At 66.7% G+C, this 20,846-nt stretch carries 16 protein-coding genes; 5 read left to right on the plus strand and 11 right to left on the minus strand.

Annotated features, from left to right (window positions below; genetic code table 11):
• Positions 1 to 27 precede the first annotated feature (27 nt).
• The 3 genes from BZF59_RS04680 to BZF59_RS04690 form a co-directional block, all read right to left on the minus strand.
• Positions 28 to 888, minus strand: a complete 861-nt coding sequence (locus BZF59_RS04680; RefSeq protein ID WP_086607103.1) for an ROK family protein — start codon at positions 886 to 888, stop codon at positions 28 to 30.
• On the minus strand, positions 888 to 1,979 hold the full coding sequence (locus tag BZF59_RS04685) for a glycoside hydrolase family 68 protein (protein WP_086607371.1): 1,092 nt from the start codon (positions 1,977 to 1,979) through the stop codon (positions 888 to 890). Before BZF59_RS04685 ends, BZF59_RS04680 begins: the two co-directional genes overlap by 1 nt.
• A gap of 111 nt (positions 1,980 to 2,090) precedes the next feature.
• Complete coding sequence (locus BZF59_RS04690) at positions 2,091 to 4,565, minus strand: TonB-dependent receptor domain-containing protein (RefSeq protein WP_086607104.1); 2,475 nt, start codon at positions 4,563 to 4,565, stop codon at positions 2,091 to 2,093.
• A 177-nt stretch (positions 4,566 to 4,742) separates the two neighbouring features.
• Here BZF59_RS04690 and BZF59_RS04695 point away from each other — a divergent pair, with 177 nt between their 5' ends.
• From BZF59_RS04695 to BZF59_RS04710, 4 genes are all read left to right on the plus strand, one after another.
• Entirely contained in the window at positions 4,743 to 6,071 is a 1,329-nt protein-coding gene (locus BZF59_RS04695) for an MFS transporter (RefSeq protein WP_086607105.1), read from the plus strand.
• A gap of 8 nt (positions 6,072 to 6,079) precedes the next feature.
• Positions 6,080 to 7,102 (plus strand): LacI family DNA-binding transcriptional regulator, encoded by a 1,023-nt coding sequence (locus BZF59_RS04700; RefSeq protein ID WP_086607106.1) that lies wholly within the window; start codon positions 6,080 to 6,082, stop codon positions 7,100 to 7,102.
• Between the two features lie 40 nt (positions 7,103 to 7,142).
• Positions 7,143 to 7,418: a hypothetical protein gene (locus tag BZF59_RS04705; protein ID WP_086607107.1), complete on the plus strand. Its 276-nt coding sequence runs from the start codon at positions 7,143 to 7,145 to the stop codon at positions 7,416 to 7,418.
• A gap of 133 nt (positions 7,419 to 7,551) precedes the next feature.
• Positions 7,552 to 9,348: a DEAD/DEAH box helicase gene (locus tag BZF59_RS04710; protein ID WP_086607108.1), complete on the plus strand. Its 1,797-nt coding sequence runs from the start codon at positions 7,552 to 7,554 to the stop codon at positions 9,346 to 9,348.
• Positions 9,349 to 9,355: 7 nt separating this feature from the next.
• Here BZF59_RS04710 and BZF59_RS04715 read toward each other — a convergent pair whose 3' ends face one another.
• From BZF59_RS04715 to BZF59_RS04750, 8 genes are all read right to left on the minus strand, one after another.
• A complete protein-coding gene (locus BZF59_RS04715) occupies positions 9,356 to 10,012 on the minus strand; it encodes an NrsF family protein (protein WP_086607109.1) in 657 nt (218 codons plus the stop codon).
• 2 nt (positions 10,013 to 10,014) lie between these two features.
• Positions 10,015 to 10,539, minus strand: a complete 525-nt coding sequence (locus BZF59_RS04720; protein ID WP_086607110.1) for a sigma-70 family RNA polymerase sigma factor — start codon at positions 10,537 to 10,539, stop codon at positions 10,015 to 10,017.
• 103 nt (positions 10,540 to 10,642) lie between these two features.
• Positions 10,643 to 11,773: an acyl-CoA dehydrogenase family protein gene (locus BZF59_RS04725; RefSeq protein ID WP_086607111.1), complete on the minus strand. Its 1,131-nt coding sequence runs from the start codon at positions 11,771 to 11,773 to the stop codon at positions 10,643 to 10,645.
• Between the two features lie 24 nt (positions 11,774 to 11,797).
• Positions 11,798 to 12,994 carry an acyl-CoA dehydrogenase family protein gene (locus BZF59_RS04730; protein WP_086607112.1) on the minus strand — a complete coding sequence of 399 codons (1,197 nt, stop codon included), beginning with the start codon at positions 12,992 to 12,994 and terminating at the stop codon, positions 11,798 to 11,800.
• 171 nt (positions 12,995 to 13,165) lie between these two features.
• Entirely contained in the window at positions 13,166 to 14,251 is a 1,086-nt protein-coding gene (locus BZF59_RS04735; RefSeq protein WP_086607113.1) for an LLM class flavin-dependent oxidoreductase, read from the minus strand.
• A 117-nt stretch (positions 14,252 to 14,368) separates the two neighbouring features.
• Positions 14,369 to 15,283, minus strand: coding sequence for an aldo/keto reductase (locus BZF59_RS04740; RefSeq protein WP_086607114.1), 915 nt, complete (start codon positions 15,281 to 15,283; stop codon positions 14,369 to 14,371).
• A gap of 2 nt (positions 15,284 to 15,285) precedes the next feature.
• Positions 15,286 to 16,290 (minus strand): LacI family DNA-binding transcriptional regulator, encoded by a 1,005-nt coding sequence (locus BZF59_RS04745; protein ID WP_086607115.1) that lies wholly within the window; start codon positions 16,288 to 16,290, stop codon positions 15,286 to 15,288.
• Positions 16,287 to 18,275: an alpha-glucosidase gene (locus BZF59_RS04750; RefSeq protein ID WP_086607116.1), complete on the minus strand. Its 1,989-nt coding sequence runs from the start codon at positions 18,273 to 18,275 to the stop codon at positions 16,287 to 16,289. Before BZF59_RS04750 ends, BZF59_RS04745 begins: the two co-directional genes overlap by 4 nt.
• Before the next feature lie 164 nt (positions 18,276 to 18,439).
• On the opposite strand from BZF59_RS04750, the gene BZF59_RS04755 reads away from it, so the two are divergent.
• Positions 18,440 to 20,752, plus strand: a complete 2,313-nt coding sequence (locus BZF59_RS04755; RefSeq protein WP_086607117.1) for a TonB-dependent receptor — start codon at positions 18,440 to 18,442, stop codon at positions 20,750 to 20,752.
• Positions 20,753 to 20,846: the final 94 nt, after the last annotated feature.

The following is a 20,846-nucleotide window of genomic DNA, read 5'->3' on the forward strand; positions in this document are numbered from 1 at the left end:
CGACTATCGCTGCGAGGGGGCGCGGACTCAAGCCTCGAGCGCGGCCTCGGCCAGCATCAGGGCTCCGGTGATCCCAGAATCGCCACCGAGCCGCGGGCGGATGATGGCATGGCGCGCGCCGCCGGGGAGGTAGCCCGCGTCGAGCTCCCGGGCGCGGGCGGCGATGCGCTCGACGAGGCTGGGGGTGTTCGACACGCCGCCGCCGAGCACCACCTCGCCCACCGCGAGGCTGGCGAACAGGGTGTGGCAGGCCTGCGCGATGGTCTCAGCGATGATCGCGTGAGCCGGGTGATCGGCGGGCAGTTCGGAGAGCGAGGCACCCCAGCGCGCGGCGATGGCGGGGCCGCTGGCGAGCCCTTCGAGGCAGTCGCCATGCACCGGGCAGATGCCGGGAAAGTCGCGGTCGTCCGCGTGGCGACGCGGGAAGAAATGGCCCATCTCGGGGTGAGCGATGCCGTGGACGGGCTTGCCATCCAGCACCAGCCCGCCGCCGATGCCGGTGCCGATGGTGAGGTAGGCAAGGCCCCCCTCGCCTCCGCCCGCTGCGGCGTGCTCAGCGAGGGCGGCGGCGTTGACGTCGGTGTCGAAGCCCACCGGCACGCCCAGCGTCTGGCCGAGCCAGCCGGCGATATCGCAGTCCGCCCAGCCGGGCTTGGGGGTGTTGGTGATGAAGCCCCACTTGGGCGCACGGCGATCAAGCTCCACGGGGCCGAAGCTGCCGATGCCGAGCGCGGTGAGGCCGCCCTGCCCCGCCAGCCACTCCGCCGCCTCGGCCAGCGTGGTCTCGGGCGTGCGGGTGGGGATCGTGTGGCGAGCGAGGATACGGTCCGGCGAGGGGCCGACCGCGAGCACGAACTTGGTGCCGCCCGCCTCGATGCCCGCGAGCATCAGGCGGCGCGCTCGGGCGCAAGCGCGGCGAGGTGCGCGCGCTCGCCATCGAGCGTCAGTTTGAGCAGCGGCGCGGGCACCCCGCCAAAGCCGCCGCCCGGCAGCACATCGACGAAGGAACACACGGTGAGGCTCGCATCGACATACCAGCTATAGGTCTGCTGCGGCCGGTCCGCCGGGTTGGCGAGCACCAGTCCGGTGCCGTTCAATGGCCGCCACGGTCCTGCCATGCTGTCTGCGACCATGCCGTAGAGCCCTCCCGGTGCGTGGCGCAGGCCTTCCGCGAAGGTCACGGTCTGCGTCGACCAGAAGGCGTAATATCGTCCGGCGTGAAACACCAGATGCGCGCGTTCGAGCTCGTTGTTCACGCCCTCGGCGTGGAGCAGCGGGGCGGCCAGTTCCCAGCCCGCCGCACTCTTGCGGGCGAGGCCGAAGGCGCCGTTGAAGGCGTTGGTCGATCCCGCCAGCGAGGCGGTGAAGGCGATGTAGTCGGTGCCATCCGCCGGGTCGCGGAAGAAGGCGGGGTCGCGGAAGGCCTTGATCTTGCCTGCTTCGCCCTCATGCGCGTCGGCGGGCATGTAGTGCGGGCCGTAGCCCGTCACCAGCGGGGCGGGCTGCGACCAGTTCTGGGGCCAGCCATCCGCGCCGAGCCGTGCGTGCGAGGCCCACAGCTCCTGCTGGTAGCCCCCCGCCTTGGCGCTCGTCCCGGCGGCGGTGAAGAACAGCGTCAGCACGCCGTCGTCGAGCAGCGCCGAGCCGGCCCACTCGCGCTCGTAAGGCACGGCGAAATCGGGGAGCACCGGGCCGCAATCGGTCCAGCCATCGCCGACGCGCTCGATCCAGTGGATCTTGGCCTCGAAGTGCCGCAGCGCCGGATCGCCGCGGTCGGGCGCGGTGAGCGCCATCCACATGGTGCGGCCCGCCAGCATGACGCGCTGCCCGGCGGCGTACTGCACCGGCCACATGTCCCAATAGTAGCGCGCCGGATCGAGCCCCGAGCGGTCGGGCGCGCCCACCGGCGGGATCAGCGCCGCGTCGCTACTCGCGGGCCCGAGCGCGCGCACATGTTCGGCTGTCCAGGCGCTGGTCATGGCGGCAGTCTGTCCCACTTCATGCATCACAAGACAGGCTGGCCGCACGCACCCCAAGTCTTGGGGGAGATCAGGTGCGGCGGCCAGCCCATGGGCCTCGGCGGCGGTTCGTCAGAAGTCGAACCGCACCGAAGCAAGCACCGTGCGCCCGGCGATCGAGCGGGCCCGGACGATGTTGTTGCCCGGGATCGAACCTTCTTCTGCCTCGGTATAGCCGGTGGCGTTGAACAGGTTCTGGGCGTTCAGCCCGACCTCGATCCGCTCGATCGGGCGGAAGGCGAGGAAGGCGTTGACCTGCGCGAAGGCGGGCAGGACGAGATCATTGTTATCCTGCGTGAAGCTTTCGGTGGTGCCCACGATGTTCGCGCCCAGCGTGAACATGTCGGCATCGTATTGCGCGGTCGCTTGATAGACGAGATCGGCCTGACGGCGCGGCGTGTTGCCGATGGTGGCCGTGTTGAGCGCGTCCTTGATCTCGGCATCGGTCCAGGTCGCACCCGCCGAAAGGCTGAACGGCCCGCTGCGATAGCTGCCTTCCAGCTCGATCCCGAAGGCCTCGAAAGTGGTGTCGAACAGCACCAGCGGGGCGATGTCGACATTGGTTTCCGAGGTTTCGGCATAGAAGCCGGTGGCATAGAGCGCGAGCCCGCCGGATTGATACTTCAGACCCGCCTCGAGCTGGTCGACCCGTGCGACCACCCCGGCATCGCCGCCCGGCAGGCTGCCGTCGGTGGTGCTGACCGCCGGGCTGAACAGCGAACGGTCCGCGGTGTGGCGGCCGCCCTGACTGTAGCGCGCGAAGATCCCCAGATCGTCGGTGAGCAGATAGTTCGCGCCCAGCGAGAAGCTGAAATAGTCGAAGTCGTAATTGACCGGGCGCGCATTGGTAAGCGGGAGCACGGCGGTCTGCGCTTCGGCGGGGCTGATCGTCCCGTCATTGTCGAAGTCGAAGCTGGCGATCCCGGCGCCGAAGCCGCTGTCCGATCCGGTGATCGTGCCGCTGGCATCGCCATAGTCGTAACGGATCGAGGCGTCGATCGTCAGGCGGTCGAAATCCAGCGAGACCGAGGCGAAGGGCGCATAGGTCGAATAGTCGACATCATAGCTGCGGCGGCAGCAATTGCCGAAGAAGCTGGCGCTGTAGCCGACCGTGCCGTTCTGGGTGACGAGATCGCCGCCCGCATCGCGGATGTCGACCAGCACCGCCTGCCCCTTGCCTTCCACGGTCTGCACATGGCTGGTCCACAGCCAATCGGTATCGACCGTCTGGCGCGACATGTAGAAGCCGGTGGTGAAGTTCGCCGTGCCGCCGCCGAAATCGAATTCCTTGTTCACGCGGAAATCGTTGGTGACGTTGTCGAGGCTGTTGAGGCGGACGTTGAAGACCACGATGTTGGCGAGCAAGCCATTGCCGCCGATATTGGCCGCGTTGGCAACCTGCCCGGCATTGGGGCCAGTGGCGAATTCGATGGTCGAGCCTGCGCCGCCGATGCCGTTGGCGATGGTCTGCGCAGAATCGGCCCCGGCCGGGAAGGGCGACTGGAAGCTGCCCGAATTGTCGGCGAAGCGGAAGCGGTTGGTCAGCGTCCAGCCGCCGCCCACGTCGATCTCGGCCTCGATCCCGAAGGCCTTGGACTGCACCGAAAGACCGTCACGGAAGTCGTAGCTGGCCGGGTTGTTGCCCCCGTCAAGGCTGACGGCCGGGGTCAGGAAGGGGCTGTAGAGCGAATCGGTGCGCGGGTCGAAACCGGGGATCGCCTGATAGTCGGGATTGCCGCCCGAGCCCGTGACGCGCACCGGCTGGGGCAGGATCGTCGGGGTCTTGTCGTCGAGATACTTGGCATGGAAGCGCACGTATCCGCCGTCGAATTCCTTGGTGATATTGGCCTTGATCTGGCCGCCGTCATAGCCGTTGTAGCCGATGTCGCGCGGGCCTTCGCCGGTGCGGTAGAAGCCGCCGACGTGAAAGTAGAGATCGTCCGCGAGCGGTGCGCCGTAATCGAAATCGAGCCGGTAGCTTTCGAAATCGAGGCCGACCGAACCCTGGATCGCGCCGCCTTCCTGCGCGCCGGTCTTGGAAATGAAGTTGATCACCGCGCCCGGCGCGTTCGACGCAAAGGTCGAGGCCGAGCCGCCGCGCACCGCTTCGACGCGGGCAACCGAGCGGTCGGCGCGCAGGAAGTTGTCGGCGTTGCCGAAGATGATGTCGCCGAATTCGAGGATCGGCAGGCCATCTTCCTGAAGCTGGATGTAGCGCGCACCGCCGGTCGAAACCGGGATGCCGCGAACCGCGATATTGGCGTTGCCCTCACCGCCCGATGCTTCGGAGCGGATGCCCGGAATCTGGCGGATAAGATCGGCCGAGGACGGCGCATTGAGATTGGTCAGGGTGTCGGCGCCGATGGTGCTGACCGAGACCGAGCTTTCGATCCGGTTCTGCCCGCGCGCAACCGCGGTGACGATGATTTCTTCGCCCTCGGCCTCGTCCATGGCGGCATCGCCGGTGGCATTGTCCTGAGCAAAGGCGGGGGTCATCAGCAGGCCGGACAGGGCTGCACTGGCGCAAAGCGCATAACGCAATTTCATGGCTGTTCTCCTCTCGGGTGCGCGCTTCTTTGGCGGCGACGACCTATGGCCTAACCAACTTGCAAACGTTTGCAACAGGAATCTTGCAAACGTTTGCAAATGACGTGGAAACATGTCACTTCTGTGCCACAGCATGGCATAGACCATGCAGCAAAGCTTTTGGGATTGAGGGATCATATGTCGGAAAAGCCGCGCCTTTCGCTGCTGCGAATCATCGAGATGAATATCGGCTTCTTCGGCCTGCAGTTCAGCTTCGGGCTGCAGCAGGCCAATATGGGGCCGATCTACGGGTTTCTCGGCGCGGACGAGGCGGAGATGCCGCTTTTGTGGCTGGCTGGGCCGATGACCGGCCTCATCATCCAGCCGATCATCGGCGCGATGAGCGACCGCACCAACACCCGTCTCGGCCGCCGCACACCCTATTTCCTGATTGGCGCGGTGATCTGCACGCTCTCGCTGTTCGCCATGCCTTATTCCTCGGCGCTGTGGATGGCCGCGAGCCTCTTGTGGATCCTTGATGCGGGCAACAACATCACGATGGAGCCCTACCGCGCCTATGTCGCTGACCGGCTCGCGCCCGACCAGCGATCAACCGGGTTTCTGACTCAGAGCGCCTTCACCGGCCTTGCCCAGACGCTGTCCTACCTCGCCCCCAGCCTGCTGACCGCCTTCGTCGCGAAGGACGTGCTCGACGCCAACGGTATTCCGGTGATCGTGCGGGTGGCTTTCATCATCGGCGCGATCCTCTCGATCTCGACCATCGTGTGGTCGGTGTGGCGGGTGCGCGAACTGCCCCTCTCCGCCGAGGAACAGGCCGAGCTGGCCGCCAAGCCGCTGACGGTGCGCGCCACCTTCGCCGAAATCGGTGACGCGATCCGCGACATGCCGCGCCCGATGCGCCAACTGGCCGGCGCGATGCTGTGCCAATGGTATGCAATGTTCGCCTATTGGCAGTACATCACCTTCGCGGTGGGCCGCTCGCTCTACGACACCAGCGATCCGGCGAGCTCTACTTTCCGCGACGCGACGCTGACCACCCAGCAGGCGGGCGCGTTCTACAATTTCATCGCCTTCCTCGGCGCGCTGGTGCTGATCCCGGTGGTGCGCCGCTTCGGCGCGCGCCACACCCACGCGGCGTGCCTTGCCGCCTCGGGCGCGGCGATGCTGCTGATACCGGGCGTTTCCACTCCAATCGCGCTGTTCGTGCTGATGATCGGGATCGGGATCGGCTGGGCCGGAATGATGGGCAACACCTACGTCATGCTCGCTGACTGCATCCCTCCGGAACGCAACGGCATCTACATGGGGATCTTCAACCTCTTCATCGTGATCCCCATGCTGATCCAGACGCTCACCATGCCGCTGATCTACCGTCCGCTGCTGGGCGGCGATCCGCGCCATGTGCTGATGCTGGGCGGGGTCTTGATGCTGGCGGGCGCTGTGGCTACGCTGCTGGTGGACGCCGGGCATCGTGCCCCGCGCGGACGGGAACTGTCCCTTCACTAGGAACCACCATGCCCGACCGGGACACCAAGGCGACGGTTCGCAACATCACCGATCTGGCCCGGCTGGCGGGGGTCTCTCCCGGCACGGTCAGCCGCGCGCTGGCGGGCAAGAGCCTCGTGAACACCCAGACGCGTGAAAAGATTCAACGTCTGGCGCGCGAACATGGGTTCCGCCCCAACCAGATGGCGAGCGGCCTCAGGCGCCAGAAGACCGGGGTGATCGGCGTGGTGATCCCGCTGGGGCATGACAGCCGCCAGCAGATTTCCGACAGCTTCTTCATGACCCTGCTAGGCTTCCTCGCCGACGAGCTGACGCGCCACGGATACGACCTGATGCTGCGCCGGGTGGTGCCCGAAACCGACGCCGACTGGCTCGACCGTTTCATCGGTTCGGGCATGATCGACGGGGTGATCGTGATCGGCCAGTCCGACCAGTTCGATCGGATCGAGGAGGTCGCCGACGGCTACACGCCGATGGTGGTCTGGGGCAACCATGCCGAGGGCCAGCGCCACTGCGTGGTGGGCAGCGACAACCGGCTCGGTGGCAGGCTCGCAGCGGAGCGGCTGATTGCGGCCGGTGCGCGGCGGATCGCCTTTCTCGGCGATACCACCGCGATCGAATTCGCCGCGCGCCTCGCCGGAGCGCAGGATGTCGCCGCGCGCATGGGCCTGCCCCCGGTGCTGGCGCTCCCCACCCACCTCTCCCCCGACCGGGCGAGCGAGGAAATCGCAGGCCACCTTGCCGCCCATGCCGGTGAGATCGATGGGATCTTCGCCGCCACCGACACGCTTGCCGCGCTGTGCCTGACCGAATTGCGCCGCCAGGAAATCGCCGTGCCCGATACCGTGCGGCTGGTCGGCTTCGACGATTTGCCGATCGCGCGCCAGACCGTGCCGCCGCTCACCACCGTGCGGCAGGATATTGCCGCCGGCGCGCGCGGGCTGGTCGATCTGCTGCTGCGGCGGCTGGCGGGGGAGACCACCGAAAGCCTCGTCCTGCCGCCCGAGCTGGTGGTGCGCGAAACCGCCTGAGCGCTTGCCACCGGCATCGCCCACCCCTAGGCCCGCCGCGATGGACATGGCCGACCTTCTCCAGCGCTATTTCGGCACCCGCGACCTTGCGGAGGTCTCACCGGCGGCGCTACCTGCCGGGACCGAGCGGATGCGGGTCGATCTCGGCATGACCGCCGATCCCGGCCACCGCTTTGCCCTGTGGAGCCTGCTGCTGGTGCTGGGCGAGGGCCCCGATCTCGATGTCGCCTTCAAGGACGAGGAAAGCCGCGAGGCTGCGCGCAACCTGATGGACCTCATCAACGCTGCCCCGCCGGAAGATGCCCCGACTGAATAGGTCTGCCCTTGCGATGAAAGCGCAAGCCAAACCCGGCAAAAGCGTGTATGGGGCCCGCTTTGACGCTTCGCGCGTCCCCGATTTTGCCTGTCCGCCTGGTGCGAACGGCCCTTTTTCCTGAAAGCTTGCCTCCATGTCCTTTCCCGATCTGCCCGCTGGCCTCGCCGAGGCCCTGACCGCGCGCGGCTATGAAACGCTCACCCCTGTGCAGTCCGCCGTGCTCGAACCCGAAGCCCACGGGCGCGATCTCGTCGTCTCGGCGCAGACCGGCTCGGGCAAGACGGTCGCCTTCGGCCTCGCCTTTGCCGATCAGGTGCTGGGCGAGGATGGCCGCGTGGCCCGCGCGTCGGGCCCGCTCGCACTTGTGATCGCCCCGACGCGCGAACTCGCGCTCCAGGTCGCGCGCGAGCTTGACTGGCTCTACAAGTCGGCAGGCGCGCGCATCGCCACCTGCGTCGGCGGCATGAGCCCGCAGGTCGAACGCCGCGCGCTGCAAGCGGGCGCGAGCATCGTCGTCGGCACGCCGGGCCGGTTGCGCGATCACCTCGAACGCGGCGCGCTCGACCTTTCGGCGCTCGCTGCCGTGGTGCTCGACGAGGCGGACGAGATGCTCGACATGGGCTTCCGCGAGGAGCTGGAAGAAATCCTCGACGCGACGCCGGATGAACGCCGCGTGCTGATGTTCTCGGCCACCATGCCCCGCCCGATCGAGGCGCTCGCGCGCCGCTATCAGCGCAATTCGCTGCGGATCGAGACCGGCGGCTCGGAGCGCGGGCACGGCGATATCGCCTATCAGGCGGTCACCGTCTCGCCTTCGGAAATCGAGAACGCGGTGGTCAATCTGCTGCGCTTCCACGAGGCGGAAACCGCGATTTTGTTCTGCGCCACCCGCGACAATGTCCGCCACCTCCACGCAACCTTGCAGGAGCGCGGCTTCGGCGTCGTCGCACTGTCGGGCGAGCATTCGCAGCAGGAACGCAACCAGGCCTTGCAGGCCCTGCGTGACCGCCGCGCGCGGGTGTGCGTGGCGACCGATGTGGCCGCGCGCGGGATCGACCTGCCCAGTCTCAGCCTTGTGGTTCACGTGGAGATCCCCCGCGATGCCGAAACGCTCCAGCACCGTTCGGGCCGCACCGGGCGCGCGGGCAAGAAGGGCATTGCCGTCCTCATCGTCCCCTTTCCGCGCCGCAAGCGGGTGGAATCGATGCTCCGCCACGCGCGCATCAACGCCGAATGGATCGGAGCGCCGAGCCGCGAGGATATCGTCGCGCAGGATCGGGTGCGGCTGCTCGACAGGCTGATGCAACCGGTTGAAGTGACCGATGGTGACCGCGAGCTGGCCGACAAGCTGCTCGAAACCAAGAGCCCGCAGGAAATCGCGGCGATGCTGGTGCAGGCGCACCGCGCATCGATGCCCGAGCCGGAAGAACTGCTGGCGCAAAGCCAGGAGGCCCAGCGCGAGGCGCAGAAGGCCCGCCACCGTGAAGGGTTCGAAGACACGGTCTGGTTCCGGATGGATATCGGCCGCCGCCAGAACGCCGATCCGCGCTGGATCATGCCGCTGATCTGCCGCCGCGGGCACATCACCCGCAACGAGATCGGCGCGATCCGCATCGCTCACGCCGAAACCTATTTCCAGATCCCGCGCGCCATCGCAGGCAAGTTCGCCGAGGCGGTCGCCGCAACGGCAGGCAGCGAGGAGAACGGCGGCTATATCGCGATCGAGCACTCGCAAGAGCCGCCGCGCATGGCCGCGCGCGAAAATGCCCGGCGTGGCAAGCCCAATGCCGGTCCCGCGCCGCAGCGCCACTTCAAGGCCAAGCCTTCCGCACCCGGCGGCGCCCACGCCAAGCCGAAGCACTTCGCCAAGGGGCCCGGCAAGCCGGGCGGCCCGTTCAAGGGCAAGGCGAAACCCAAAGACCGCGGCTGACGCGTCTCTACCAGCGGATCAGCCGGGGCACGATCGCGCGGCCCAGCAGCGCCATCGCGAACACCGGCGCGCTGTGCCACAGCCCGATATGGACGATATCATTGTCCGGGCAGTGGAGCGCAAAGGCAAACGTGCCGAAGGCCCCGGCGGCGATCCCGGCGACCAGCCCCGCCCGGTCAGGCGCGGTTGGCGCGCCCCGGCGCAGCCACATGACCAGCGCGGCGAACACGATCAGCGAAGCCGCCGCGCCCACGGTGAAACACTGCACCCCGTGATTGGCAAGGTGGAGCGGGATCGTGTCCCCGCCTCGGCTCAGCCCGATAATCAGCGCCGCCAGCGGCAGCGCACCGGCCATCCCTGCCGCCCAGCGCCATCCGCCATGTTCGTTGCCCACCAGCGGACGGCTCATCACGATCACGGCGAAGCTGGCGGCAAGGCCGAGGCCCAGAAACAGCCCCGTCGATACGAGATGCATCGGATCGAACCGGCCCGCCGCAAGATCGGCGCGCAGCCCGTACATTGCCACGACCAGCACCGTCGCAGCAGCGGCCGCGATCAGCGTCAGCGCCATGCCGGTCCCGAAGCGCAGCGGCTTCACGGGCTCAAGCCCGCCGACCAGTTCTGCAATCAGGGCCTCGGAGTTGCGGGAGGGGGTGCGGGGCATTGTCATTCTTTCTCAATCATGTGGGCGAGCTTCTTCAGCCCGCGGTGAATATTGACCTTGACCAGCGCCTCGCTCTGCCCGGTCGCGGCGGAGGCTTCGGCGATGCTCAGGCCCTCGATCTTGACCAGCGCGATCACCCGTTCCTGCGCAGGCGGTAGCAGGCCGAGCAGCCGGTCGAGGCTGATGCGCGCCGCGATCGCGGGCTCGTCGTCGGTGCCGATCAGCTCCTCGTGCAATTCCTGCGCATCGGCGCGGTAGAGGCGGCGCAGGTGATCGACCCAGCGATAGCGCGCGATCGCTGCGAGCCACGGCAGGAATGGCCGCGCCGGGTCCCACGAAGCGCGCTTGGTGTGGAGCGCGATCAGCGTTTCCTGCACCAGATCGTCGAGCTGCGCGGGCGCGATCCGGCGGCTGTAATAGCCGCGCAGCCAGCGCTGGCAGCTTTCGAGCAGCGTCGCATAGGCCTGCCGGTCCCCGGCTTGCGAGAGCGCCATCAAGCGGGCGAGCGTGGCTTCATCGGCTCTCATGCCTCGCGGTTCGCGCAGGCGCGGCGCAAGGTTACACCGCGCAGCAAAAAGCCCCGCCCTCGGCTGGCCGGGAGCGGGGCTTTTTGCATTTGGGCAAGCGTCCTCAGCTGAGCGCGACGTGGCGCTTCAGGTGGTGGTCGACATTGCCGAACTCGCTGTCGAAGATCGTCAGCCGCTTGAAATAGTGGCCGATGGCATATTCGTCGGTCACGCCGTTGCCGCCGTGGATCTGCACCGCTTCCTGCCCGATCAGGCGCGCGGCCTGCCCGACGCCGACCTTCGCCGCGCTGACCGCCTTCTTGCGCTCGACCTCGTCCGAGCCGAGGCGCAGCGTCGCGAGATAGGTGAGCGAGACGGCCTGCTCGTAAGCGGTGTACATGTCGACCATGCGGTGCTGGAGCACTTGGAAGGAGCCAATCGGCACGCCGAACTGCTTGCGCTGGCGGCTGTATTCCACCGTCATCGCATGGGCGACCTTCATCGCCCCGCAGGCCTCGGCGCACAGCGCGGCGATGGCTTCGTCGGTCACGAGCTCGATCAGCGCCAGCCCCTCGCCCTCGGCACCGATCAGCGCTTCGGCAGGGACCGACACGTTCTCGAAATAGACTTCCGAGGCGCGGCGGCCATCGACCGTCACATAATCGCGGGTTGTGACCCCAGCGGTGTCCTTGGCCAGCACAAAGACCGAGACGCCCGAACGATCCCGCCGCTCTCCGCCGGTGCGGGCGGTGACGATCAGGTGGCTCGCCCAAGGCGCGCCGATCACGACCGCCTTGTGGCCATTGAGCACATAGCCCGCACCGTCCTTCTTGGCGGTGGTTTCGAGGTCGGCATAGTCATAGCGGCCCTTGGGCTCGGCATAGGCAAAGGCGAAGACGCAGCTGCCCGCCACGATCCCGCCGATATGCTCTTCCTTCTGCGCCGCGGTGCCGCCGTGCTTGAGGAAGCCGCCCGCGCAGACCACGGTGGGCAGGAAGGGCTCGATCACGAGGCCCTTGCCGAACTCTTCCATGATGACCATCGCATCGACCGCGCCGCCGCCGAAGCCGCCGTCGGCTTCGGAGAAGGGCATCCCGAGAATGCCGAGCTCGGCCAGCTGCGCCCACACTTCGGGCCGCCAGCCTTCGCTCGACGCGATCGCCTTGCGGCGCTGCTCAAACCCGTATTGCTCACGCACCAGCCGCGAAAGGCCGTCGCGCACCATGCCTTGTTCTTCGGTGAAATTGAAATCCACGAATTCTCTCCCGTCGTCAGCCGCTTAGAGGCCGAGGATCATCTTGGTGATGATGTTGCGCTGGATCTCGTTCGATCCGCCATAGATGCTGGTCTTGCGCATGTTGAAATAGGTCGCCGCAGCATGGGCCGCATAGTCCGGGCCGACCGGGTGCTCGTTCGACCCGTTGTCGTTCGACACCCCGCCCATGTACGGCGCAGAGTATGTGCCGACCGCTTCCAGCGTCAGCTCGGTGAGGCGCTGCTGGATCTCGGTGCCCTTGATCTTGAGGATCGAGCTTTCCGGCCCCGGCCCCTTGCCCGCCTGCTCGCCCGCCAGCGTGCGCAGTTCGGTGATCTCGAGCGCGGCCAGATCGATTTCGAGCTGGCTCACCTTCTTGGCGAAATCGAAGTCCTTGATCAGCGGCGCGCCGTCCAGCGTCTCGTGCGTGGCGATCTCGCGCAGCTTTTCCACGCCGCGCTTGGAGCGGGCGACGCCGGCAATGCCCGAGCGTTCGTGGGCGAGCAGGAACTTGGCATAGGTCCAGCCCTTGTTCTCGACCCCGACAAGGTTTTCGACCGGCACGCGCACGTCAGTGAGCCAGGTCTCGTTGACCTCGTAGCCGCCGTCGAGCAGCTTGATCGGCTTCACTTCCACGCCCGGCGTCTTCATGTCGATAAGGATGAAGCTGATGCCTTCCTGCGCCTTGGCGGTGGGATCGGTGCGGCACAGGAAGAAGCCCCAGTCGGCGTGCTGTGCCAGCGTCGTCCAGGTCTTCTGGCCGTTGATGACGTAGTGGTCGCCGTCACGCACCGCGGTGGTCTTGAGGCTGGCAAGGTCGGAACCCGCGCCCGGCTCCGAGTAGCCCTGACACCACCACACTTCGCCGCTGCGGATGCCCGGCAAGTGCCGCGCCTTCTGCTCTTCGTTGCCGAAGGTGTAGATCACCGGGCCGACCATCGACACGCCGAAGGGCAGCGGCATCAGCGCGTTCACGCGGGCGTTCTCTTCCGACCAGATATAGCGCTGGGTCGGGGTCCAGCCGGTGCCGCCGTATTCCACTGGCCATGCGGGCACGGACCAGCCCTTCTGGCCCAGCACCTTGTGCCAGGCGAGGAAGTCTTCGCGCACCATGTCCTCGCGCATGCCAAAATCGGCGAGGTGCTTGGGATAGTTCTCGGCGATGAAGGTGCGCACTTCCTCGCGGAAGGCCTGCTCTTCGGGGGTGAATTCGAGGTTCATGGTCGCTCTCTCCAGATGGCCGTTTGTGCTTTGACATACGCTTTGTCATGCCCGGCGGACGCGGAAAAGAGGCAATTGTGAGGGCCCGCGTCGCCGTAGCGGCAAGGCGAGCGGTATTAGGCGACGGGGCGAGCCAAGGGGGCGAATCGGGCTGCGCCGATTCCCCCGATCTCACATTTCGAGCGGGCCATGCTGGATATGCGGCAGCACGTGCCGCGCGAAGAGATCGGCTTCCTGCATGTGCGGATAGCCCGATAGGATGAACGCCTCGATCCCTTCAGCCTGATAGGCGCGCAGCTTGGCGAGCACCTGATCGGGCGTGCCGACGATCGCCGCCCCGCAGCCGGAACGCGCCCGGCCGATGCCGGTCCACAGGTTCTCCTCGACGAATCCGTCGCCGTCGGCAGCCCCGCGCAGTTCCTGCTGCCGCTGGACACCGTAGTTTTTGGCATCGAGGCTCTTCTCGCGGATCGCGCGGCCCGCCTCGTCGTCGAGCTTCGAGAGCAGCCGGTCGGCATAGGCGCGCGCCTCGTCCTCGGTCTCGCGTACGATCACGTGGACGCGGTAGCCGAACTTGAGCGTGCGGCCATAATTGGCGGCCCGCGCCTTAAGGTCGGCGATGTTCTCGCGCACCTTGTCCATGGTGTCGGGCCACATCAGGTAGACGTCCGCCGCCTCGGCCGCACATTCGCGCGCTTCGTGGCTGAGGCCGCCGAAATAGAACGGCGGGCACTTGCCGCTGAGCGTGGTGATGCGCGGCGGATCGAGCTTCAGCTTGTAGAACTCGCCTTCGAAATCGAGATGCTCGCCGTTCAGCAGCGTTTTCACGATCTTCATGATCTCGGTGCCTCGGCGGTAGCGCGGGCCGCTCTCGATTTTCTCGCCCGGCATGTCGGACGAGATGATGTTGACGTTCAAACGCCCGCCGGTGCCGGCGGCATTGGGGCCGAGGATGCGGTCCAATGTCGCGATCCGGCGCGCGAGCTGCGGCGGCCAATCCTCGCCCATGCGGGTCGCCCACAGCAGCTTGATGCGCTTGACCTGCGTGGCGACGGCGGCGGCGAAGATCGTGGTGTCGACGCCAAGCTGGTAGCCCGAAGGCAGCAAGATGTTATCGAACCCGCCCTCCTCGGCGCGAGTGACGATGTTGCGGCAATGCTCCCAGCTGGATTGCAGATAGGGATCGGGGACGCCGAGTAACTCGTAATCATCGTCGCACAGCGCGGAAAACCACGCGATTTCGCATTGTTGGGTCATATCAGGTTCCTCCGATTTCCCGTTCGCCCTGAGCTTGTCGAAGGGCCGTTTTTCTTTTGGGCTGGGGTGGAAAAGAATGTGCAGGGCTTCGACAGGCTCAGCCCGAACGGTGAAAGGTCAAGGCAAAGGCACGCCCCGCGCCGCGATCAGCACGGCGTACCAGTCGGTGCGCGTCCAGCGCACCTTGAGCGCCTCGGCCCCTTCGGCGATCCGCGCGGCGTTCTGCGAGCCGATGATCGGAATGATGCCCGCCGGGTGTGCCATCAGCCAGCTATAGGCACAGGCCGTGCGCGAGACGCCTTGCGCCTCGGCCACAGCATCGAGCGCCGCCGCCACAGCCTTTTCGCGAGCGGTTTCCGGCGCGGCGAGCCTGCCGCCCCCCAGCGGCGACCATGCCATCGGGGTGAGGCCAAGCATCATCGCCTGATCGAGTTCACCGTTCTCGAAGCAGTCGATCCGCAAGGGGCTGATCTCGGGCTGGGTCGTCGCCAGCTTGTTTCCGAGGAAGTGCTGGAGCGCCGCGATCTGCGCTTGCGTGAAGTTCGAGACGCCCAGCGCGCGCACCTTCCCGCTCGCCACGGCGTCGTCCAGCACCCGCGCGACCTCCTGCGGGTGAGCGAGAATATCGGGGCGATGGATCTGCCATAGATCAACCGAATCCACCTGAAGGCGGCGCAGCGAATCGTCGATCGCCTTGCGCAGATAGTCGGCGCTCTGGTCGTAGGGCAGCGGCGGGAGAATGCCGCCCTTGGTCGCCAGCACCATGCGGTCGCGCAAGGCAGGTTCGGCGGCGATCACCTCGCCCAGCAGCACCTCGGCATCGCCGAAGCCGCCAGAACCGTCAAAGCCATAAATGTCGGCGGTGTCGAGGAAGGTGATCCCGGCATCGAGCGCCGCATGCACAAGCTTCGCGGCGTCCGCTGTGGTGCGCCCGTCCTCGGCCAACCGCCACATGCCCCAGGCGATGGGCGAAACCTCGATAGTGCTCGCGCCAAGGCGGCGCGTTGCAGGCGGCAGGGGCAGTTCACTCATGGTCAGTTCCTCTTTGGGGGCGCGACCGAGGCGCGCTCGACAAGGTCGTGGGGCAGGCGCTTGTGGGTGATGTCCCCGCCTGTGATCAGGATTTGGGTGGCGGTGCGGGCAAGCTCGGCCATCGGCTGGTGGATGGTGGTGAGCGGCGGCCACACGGTGCGCGCCAGCGTGGTATCGTCGAAGCCCGCGACCGACAGTTGATGGGGCACGTCGATCCCGCGATCATGCGCCACGGCGAGCACCCCGGCGGCCATGTCGTCATTCGACGCGAAAATCGCCGTCGGCCGGTCAGGCAGGCCCAGCAGCGCATTCGCCCCGGCGACACCGCTGTCGAAATCGAACGCGCCATCGACCACGAGGCCGGGCTCGAACGGAATGCCCACGCGGTCGAGCGCGCGGCGGTATCCGAAAAGGCGGTCGTCAGAGGCCATGTGGTTGGTGTGGCCCTTGATGAACCCGATCCGCCGATGCCCTGCGTTGATCAGATGCGTGGTCATGTCGTCGGCGGCCTGCGCGTCGTCCATGAACACGCTCGAGGTCAGCGCATGATTGGTCCCCGGCGAAATCCGCACGAAGGGCACGTCCATCCCCTCCAGCGCGCGCAGCACGGGATCGCAATCGGTGACGGGGGAGGAGAGGATGATGCCATCCACATGGGTCTCGCTCACCAGCCCGCGCACCTGATCGCCGACCCGCGGATCGGCGACGTCGACGGGCTGGGCGAGCAGGCGGATGCCGGCCTCGTGGCACACATCCCAGCAGCCCTTCTGGATCTGGAACATGTAGTACGGGCTATGATTGTCGTAGATCAGCGCGACCTGATTGGACTTTGCGCCCGACAGGATGCGCGCGGCGACCGAGGGGCGGTAATCGAGATCGACCATTGCCCGCTCGACCCGCTCCCGCAGCTCGGCACTTACGTAAGGGTGGCCGTTGAGCACCCGGCTGACGGTCTTGACCGCCACCCCGGCGCGTGCGGCGACATCCCGGATATTGGCGCGGCTCATGCGGCTACTCCCGCGAACAGGGATGCGAAGGCACTTTCGGGGCGGTAGAACACCGGCGGCTGCCCGATGGGCGCGGATACGTCGTGCCAACCCGGCGCGTAATCCGCGCCGCTCCACAGGTGCCGCCAATCGCCATCCGGCAGATAGACCTTGCGCATCACCGCCCCCGCCTCGATCACCGGTGCCACCATCATGTCCGCACCATAGAGGTATTGGTCCTGAATGGTGAAGCTCTGGCGGTCGTCCGGGTAGTGCAGGAACAGCGCGCGTTGGGCCGGAAGCCCCGTGGCCCGCGCCTCGGCGACGAGGTGCTGCACATAGGACGCGAGGTGCGCGTGGATGCGGCTGCAGCGGACGAAGCCTTCGATCAGTTCGGCGGTGGAATCGATCTGGAGGTTTTCGTCCGGCCGGTTGCCCTCATGCGTGCGGTACACCGGGCTGAAGGCGCCCAGCTCGTACCAGCGCAGCAGCAGTTCGGGCGTGCGGATATTGCCGAACAGGCTGGTGTAGCCGCCAACATCGGAATGGCTGAAGGCATTGCCGACGAGGCCCGATGACAGCGCGGCGGTGATCACGGTGCCGATGCCGTCATGGCGCGAGAAGTCGACCGACTGGTCGCCCGCCCACAACAAGGGGCAATGCGCCTGCACCCCCGTGTGCCCGGCGCGCATGAACCATAGGACGTCGCCCGTCCGCCCGCGCGAGGCAACTGCGCGCGCGTTGACCTCTGCCCAGCGCACCGGCCAGCGGTTGTGCTCCTGCATCGGGTCGCCATCGAACAGGCGCAGATCGGTGGGGAGGTATTCGCCGAAGTCTGCCATCCAGCCATCGAGCCCGAAATCGAGCATCCGTTGGCCGATCACCTCCTCGGCGAACCATTCGGCGGCGGCGGGGTTGGTGAAATCGACCACGCCCGCGTGAAACTCGCCGAAGTCGACGGCATAGGGCTCGTCGCTGTCGAGGCACTTGGCGAAGTATCCCTTGGCGGCAGCCTCCGGGTAGAGCGGGCCGTCGACCGCGAGATAGGGGTTCACATAGCCAAGGAAGCGAATGCCGCGCGCCTTCAGAGCGGCGATGCGCGCGGGGAGATCGGGATAGCGCTCGGCGTTCCACTGCCAGTCCCAGAACAGGCGGCGACCGAAGCTGGTCTCGCGGATGCCGACCCAGTCTTCGCACCACAGGCCCGCGACCGCGGCGCCTGCGTCAATCAGGGCTTCGAGCCGCTCGAAGCTCGCCTCACCCTGCTTAAAGCCGACGATCGCACCCCCCAGCGCCCACTCGGGCAGCGCCGGGCGCGAGCCGAAGCGTGCGCCAAGCTGCCGGGTGAGATCGGCGGGCGCGCCTTCGAACAGGTCGATGCGGGCCTCGTGCGACCAGACATGAACCCGCAGCCGCCCGGCTTCGCGCGCGTCGAGTTCGACATATTCGGCGTTGGCGAGGCTGATCGCCCACCCGGCCGAACACAGCACCGTTGGCTCGGGATAATTGGTCGTCCAGTAGTCCCCGCCGGCAAAGCTGCCGTCCGCGCTCGCCTGATCGGTCAGCGGCGTTCCCGGCTCGCGCCCGACACCCGGCTCGCTCGTCCACATCGGGAAATTGCGGCCATTGAGAACGAGGTAGCTCATCTGCTCGCCCCCACCCCACAGCACATCATCGGGCGCGAGATCGAAGTCGATGGTGACGCGGTCATGTCCGGTCGGCGCGACGAGAGTGAGCCGGGATGCATCAGGCGCAAGATTCGCGGCCAGTTTCACGCTGCCATCGGCGCTCGAGAGCACCATCGCGTCCTCCCCCGCCACTTCGCACTGCGATAGTGGCATCGCCGCCACAGGGGCATCGGCGAGGCGAAAATTGCCGCGCACCATCGTCACCTGAGGATCGCCCGAAGCCACGGAAATAGCGAGGCTTTCAGGCCGGTGTCGCAGCACAACCCGCCCGGCCAGCCGCAGGTCAAAACCCCCCTCGCTTGGCGTCAGCTGCACCATTCCAGCCCCGTAATCCTCCGCAGACCTGTCCCTTGGCTCTGTCTGACACCGCTTGACAGATCGGGGTAGAAAGCGCAACCCGAAGGCTGAAAGATCGACCGCACGGGCGATGGTCTTGTGACACGCCCGAAAGAACCGATCACGACGCAGGGGAGAACATCACGATGCCGACCACCACCCGTATTGCGCTCAAAGCGTTGGCCCTGTCGGCCAGTTCGCTCGCGCTGATCACCACTGCCCCTGCCATGGCGCAGGTCGAGGAAATCATCGTTACCTCGCAAAAAGTCGAGGAAAATGTGCAGGATGTGCCGATCGCCATCACGGCGGTGAGCGGCGACCGGCTGGATCAGGCGCTGGTCTTCAGCCTCGAGAACATCTCGACCGTCGTCCCCTCGGTGACCTTCCGCAAGGGCACCACCAGCGCCAACAGCGCGATCGTGATGCGCGGCGTCGGCACCATCAGCTTCTCGGTCGCGGCCGAGCCCAGCGTGTCCACCGTTGTCGACGGCGTGGTGCTGAGCCGTTCGGGCCAGGCCTTCATGGACCTTGTTGACCTAGAACGGCTCGAAGTGCTGCGCGGTCCGCAGGGCACGCTGTTCGGCCGCAACGCCTCGGCCGGCCTCGTCAATATCGTGTCGAAGGGCGGCACCGACACATTCGAGGCTCAGGCCAGCGCCGACTGGTTCGAAGGCGACGAATACCGTCTGCGCGCCGCAATCTCCGGCCCGCTGGCCGAGAACATCAGCGCGCGCCTGACCGGTTTCTACGGCACCTTCGATGGCAACATCACCAACATCAACGGCGGCACCAACAACACCGTCAACGGCTATGAGCGCTACGGCCTGCGCGGGATCGTCGATTATGACGACGGCAGCAACAAGGTCCGCCTGATTGCCGACTATTACGAGGCGGACGACGACTGCTGCGCCGACGTGACCGGGGTCAGCCGTGGCAATGCGGTGCAGGATGCCGAGCTCGGCCTGCCCGGCGGCCCGGCGCAGGGCGAAGACCAGCGCTTCATCAACCACAACCTCGTCACCCGCACGCAGGACAAGCAGTGGAGCCTGACCGGCACCGGCGATTTCGACATCAGCGACACTTACACGCTGAGCGTGGTGCTGGGCTACCGCAACTGGTTCAACCGCGAGCTGCGCGAAGGCGACTTCCTGCCCCGCGCCATCGTCGGCGTGGGCGAACTGCACGATAACGGCGTGGTCAAGACCGAGCAGGTCTCGGCCGAAATCCGCATCGCATCGGACCAGAGCAAGGCCTTCTTCTATCAGGCGGGCGCCTTCATCTGGCAGTCGGACAACACGCAGGACTTCACCCGCAACAACATCACCTGCGCCAGCTCGACCTTGCCGCTCGCCCCCAGCGGGGCGCGGCCGTGCAATCTCAACGATCCGGTCAACACGATCTTCCCGACCGCCACCTCGCGCAGCGAAGTGCGATCGGTCAACTACGCGCTGTTCAGCCAGGCGACCTATCGCTTCACCGAGCAGCTCTCGCTGACCGGGGGCCTGCGCTACACGTGGGACGATCTTGAGTTCACCCACACCCGCGCGCCGGGGATCAACCGCACCACCGGCCTCCCGGCGACCGGTCCGGGCGTCAACGGCAACCCCGCGGGCGGCACCATCGCCAACGGCGGCAACGGCACCAACACCTCCTCGGGCGAGACCACCAACGGCAACCTCTCGGGCCGCGCGGTACTGCAGTTCGAGCCGTCGGACGACATCATGCTCTACGGCTCCTACACCCGCGGCTACAAGGGCCCGGCGTTCAACGTGTTCTTCAACCACACCGCGCCCAACAACGCCCGCCCGATCGACGAGGAAATCTCCGACAGCTTCGAAATCGGGGTGAAGTCGCAGTTCCTCGATCGCCGGGTGCAGCTGAACGTCGCCGCCTTCTCGGTCGAATATGACGGGTTCCAGGCCAACAACTTCGTGCTGATCAACGGCGCGACGGTGTCGAACCTGACCAATGCCGGGACGGTGAAGAGCGAAGGCTTCGAAGCCGATCTGATCGTCAACCCGGTTGGCGGGCTGAACCTGCGCGCGAGCGCGGCCTATGCCGATGCCCGCGTCAAGGAGTTCAACCCCAACCCGCTCACCAATGCGCCGAGCGCGATCAACGGCACTCAGCTGCCGCTCGCGCCCAAGTTCGTCTACACTCTCGGCGGCGATTACACTGCCGATCTGGGCGACAAGGCGGTGCTCTACCTCAACACCGATTTCCGCCACACCAGCCGGCAGTTCTCCGATCTGGGTGAGGCGGGGCCGATCGATCCCTATGGCATCTGGAACGCCTCGGTCGGGTTCTCCGATCCGGAGGACAAGTATCGCCTGACCTTCCACGTCCGCAACATCACCGACGAGAGCTACGTGCTGCTCAACGTCGAGAACGGACGCCGCCTGCAGATCCCGCGCGATGCGGATCGCTATTTCGGGGTCAGCTTGCGCGCCCGGATGTGATGAGCACCTTCAGGTCGTGACATCACCAAACGGGGCCGCCGGAGCGATCCGGCGGCCCTTCTTGTCTGCCCCCGCGATGAAATCTAGGAACCCT

It is taken from the genome of Erythrobacter donghaensis, assembly GCF_002155425.1.
Classification (GTDB): Bacteria; Pseudomonadota; Alphaproteobacteria; order Sphingomonadales; family Sphingomonadaceae; genus Erythrobacter; species Erythrobacter donghaensis.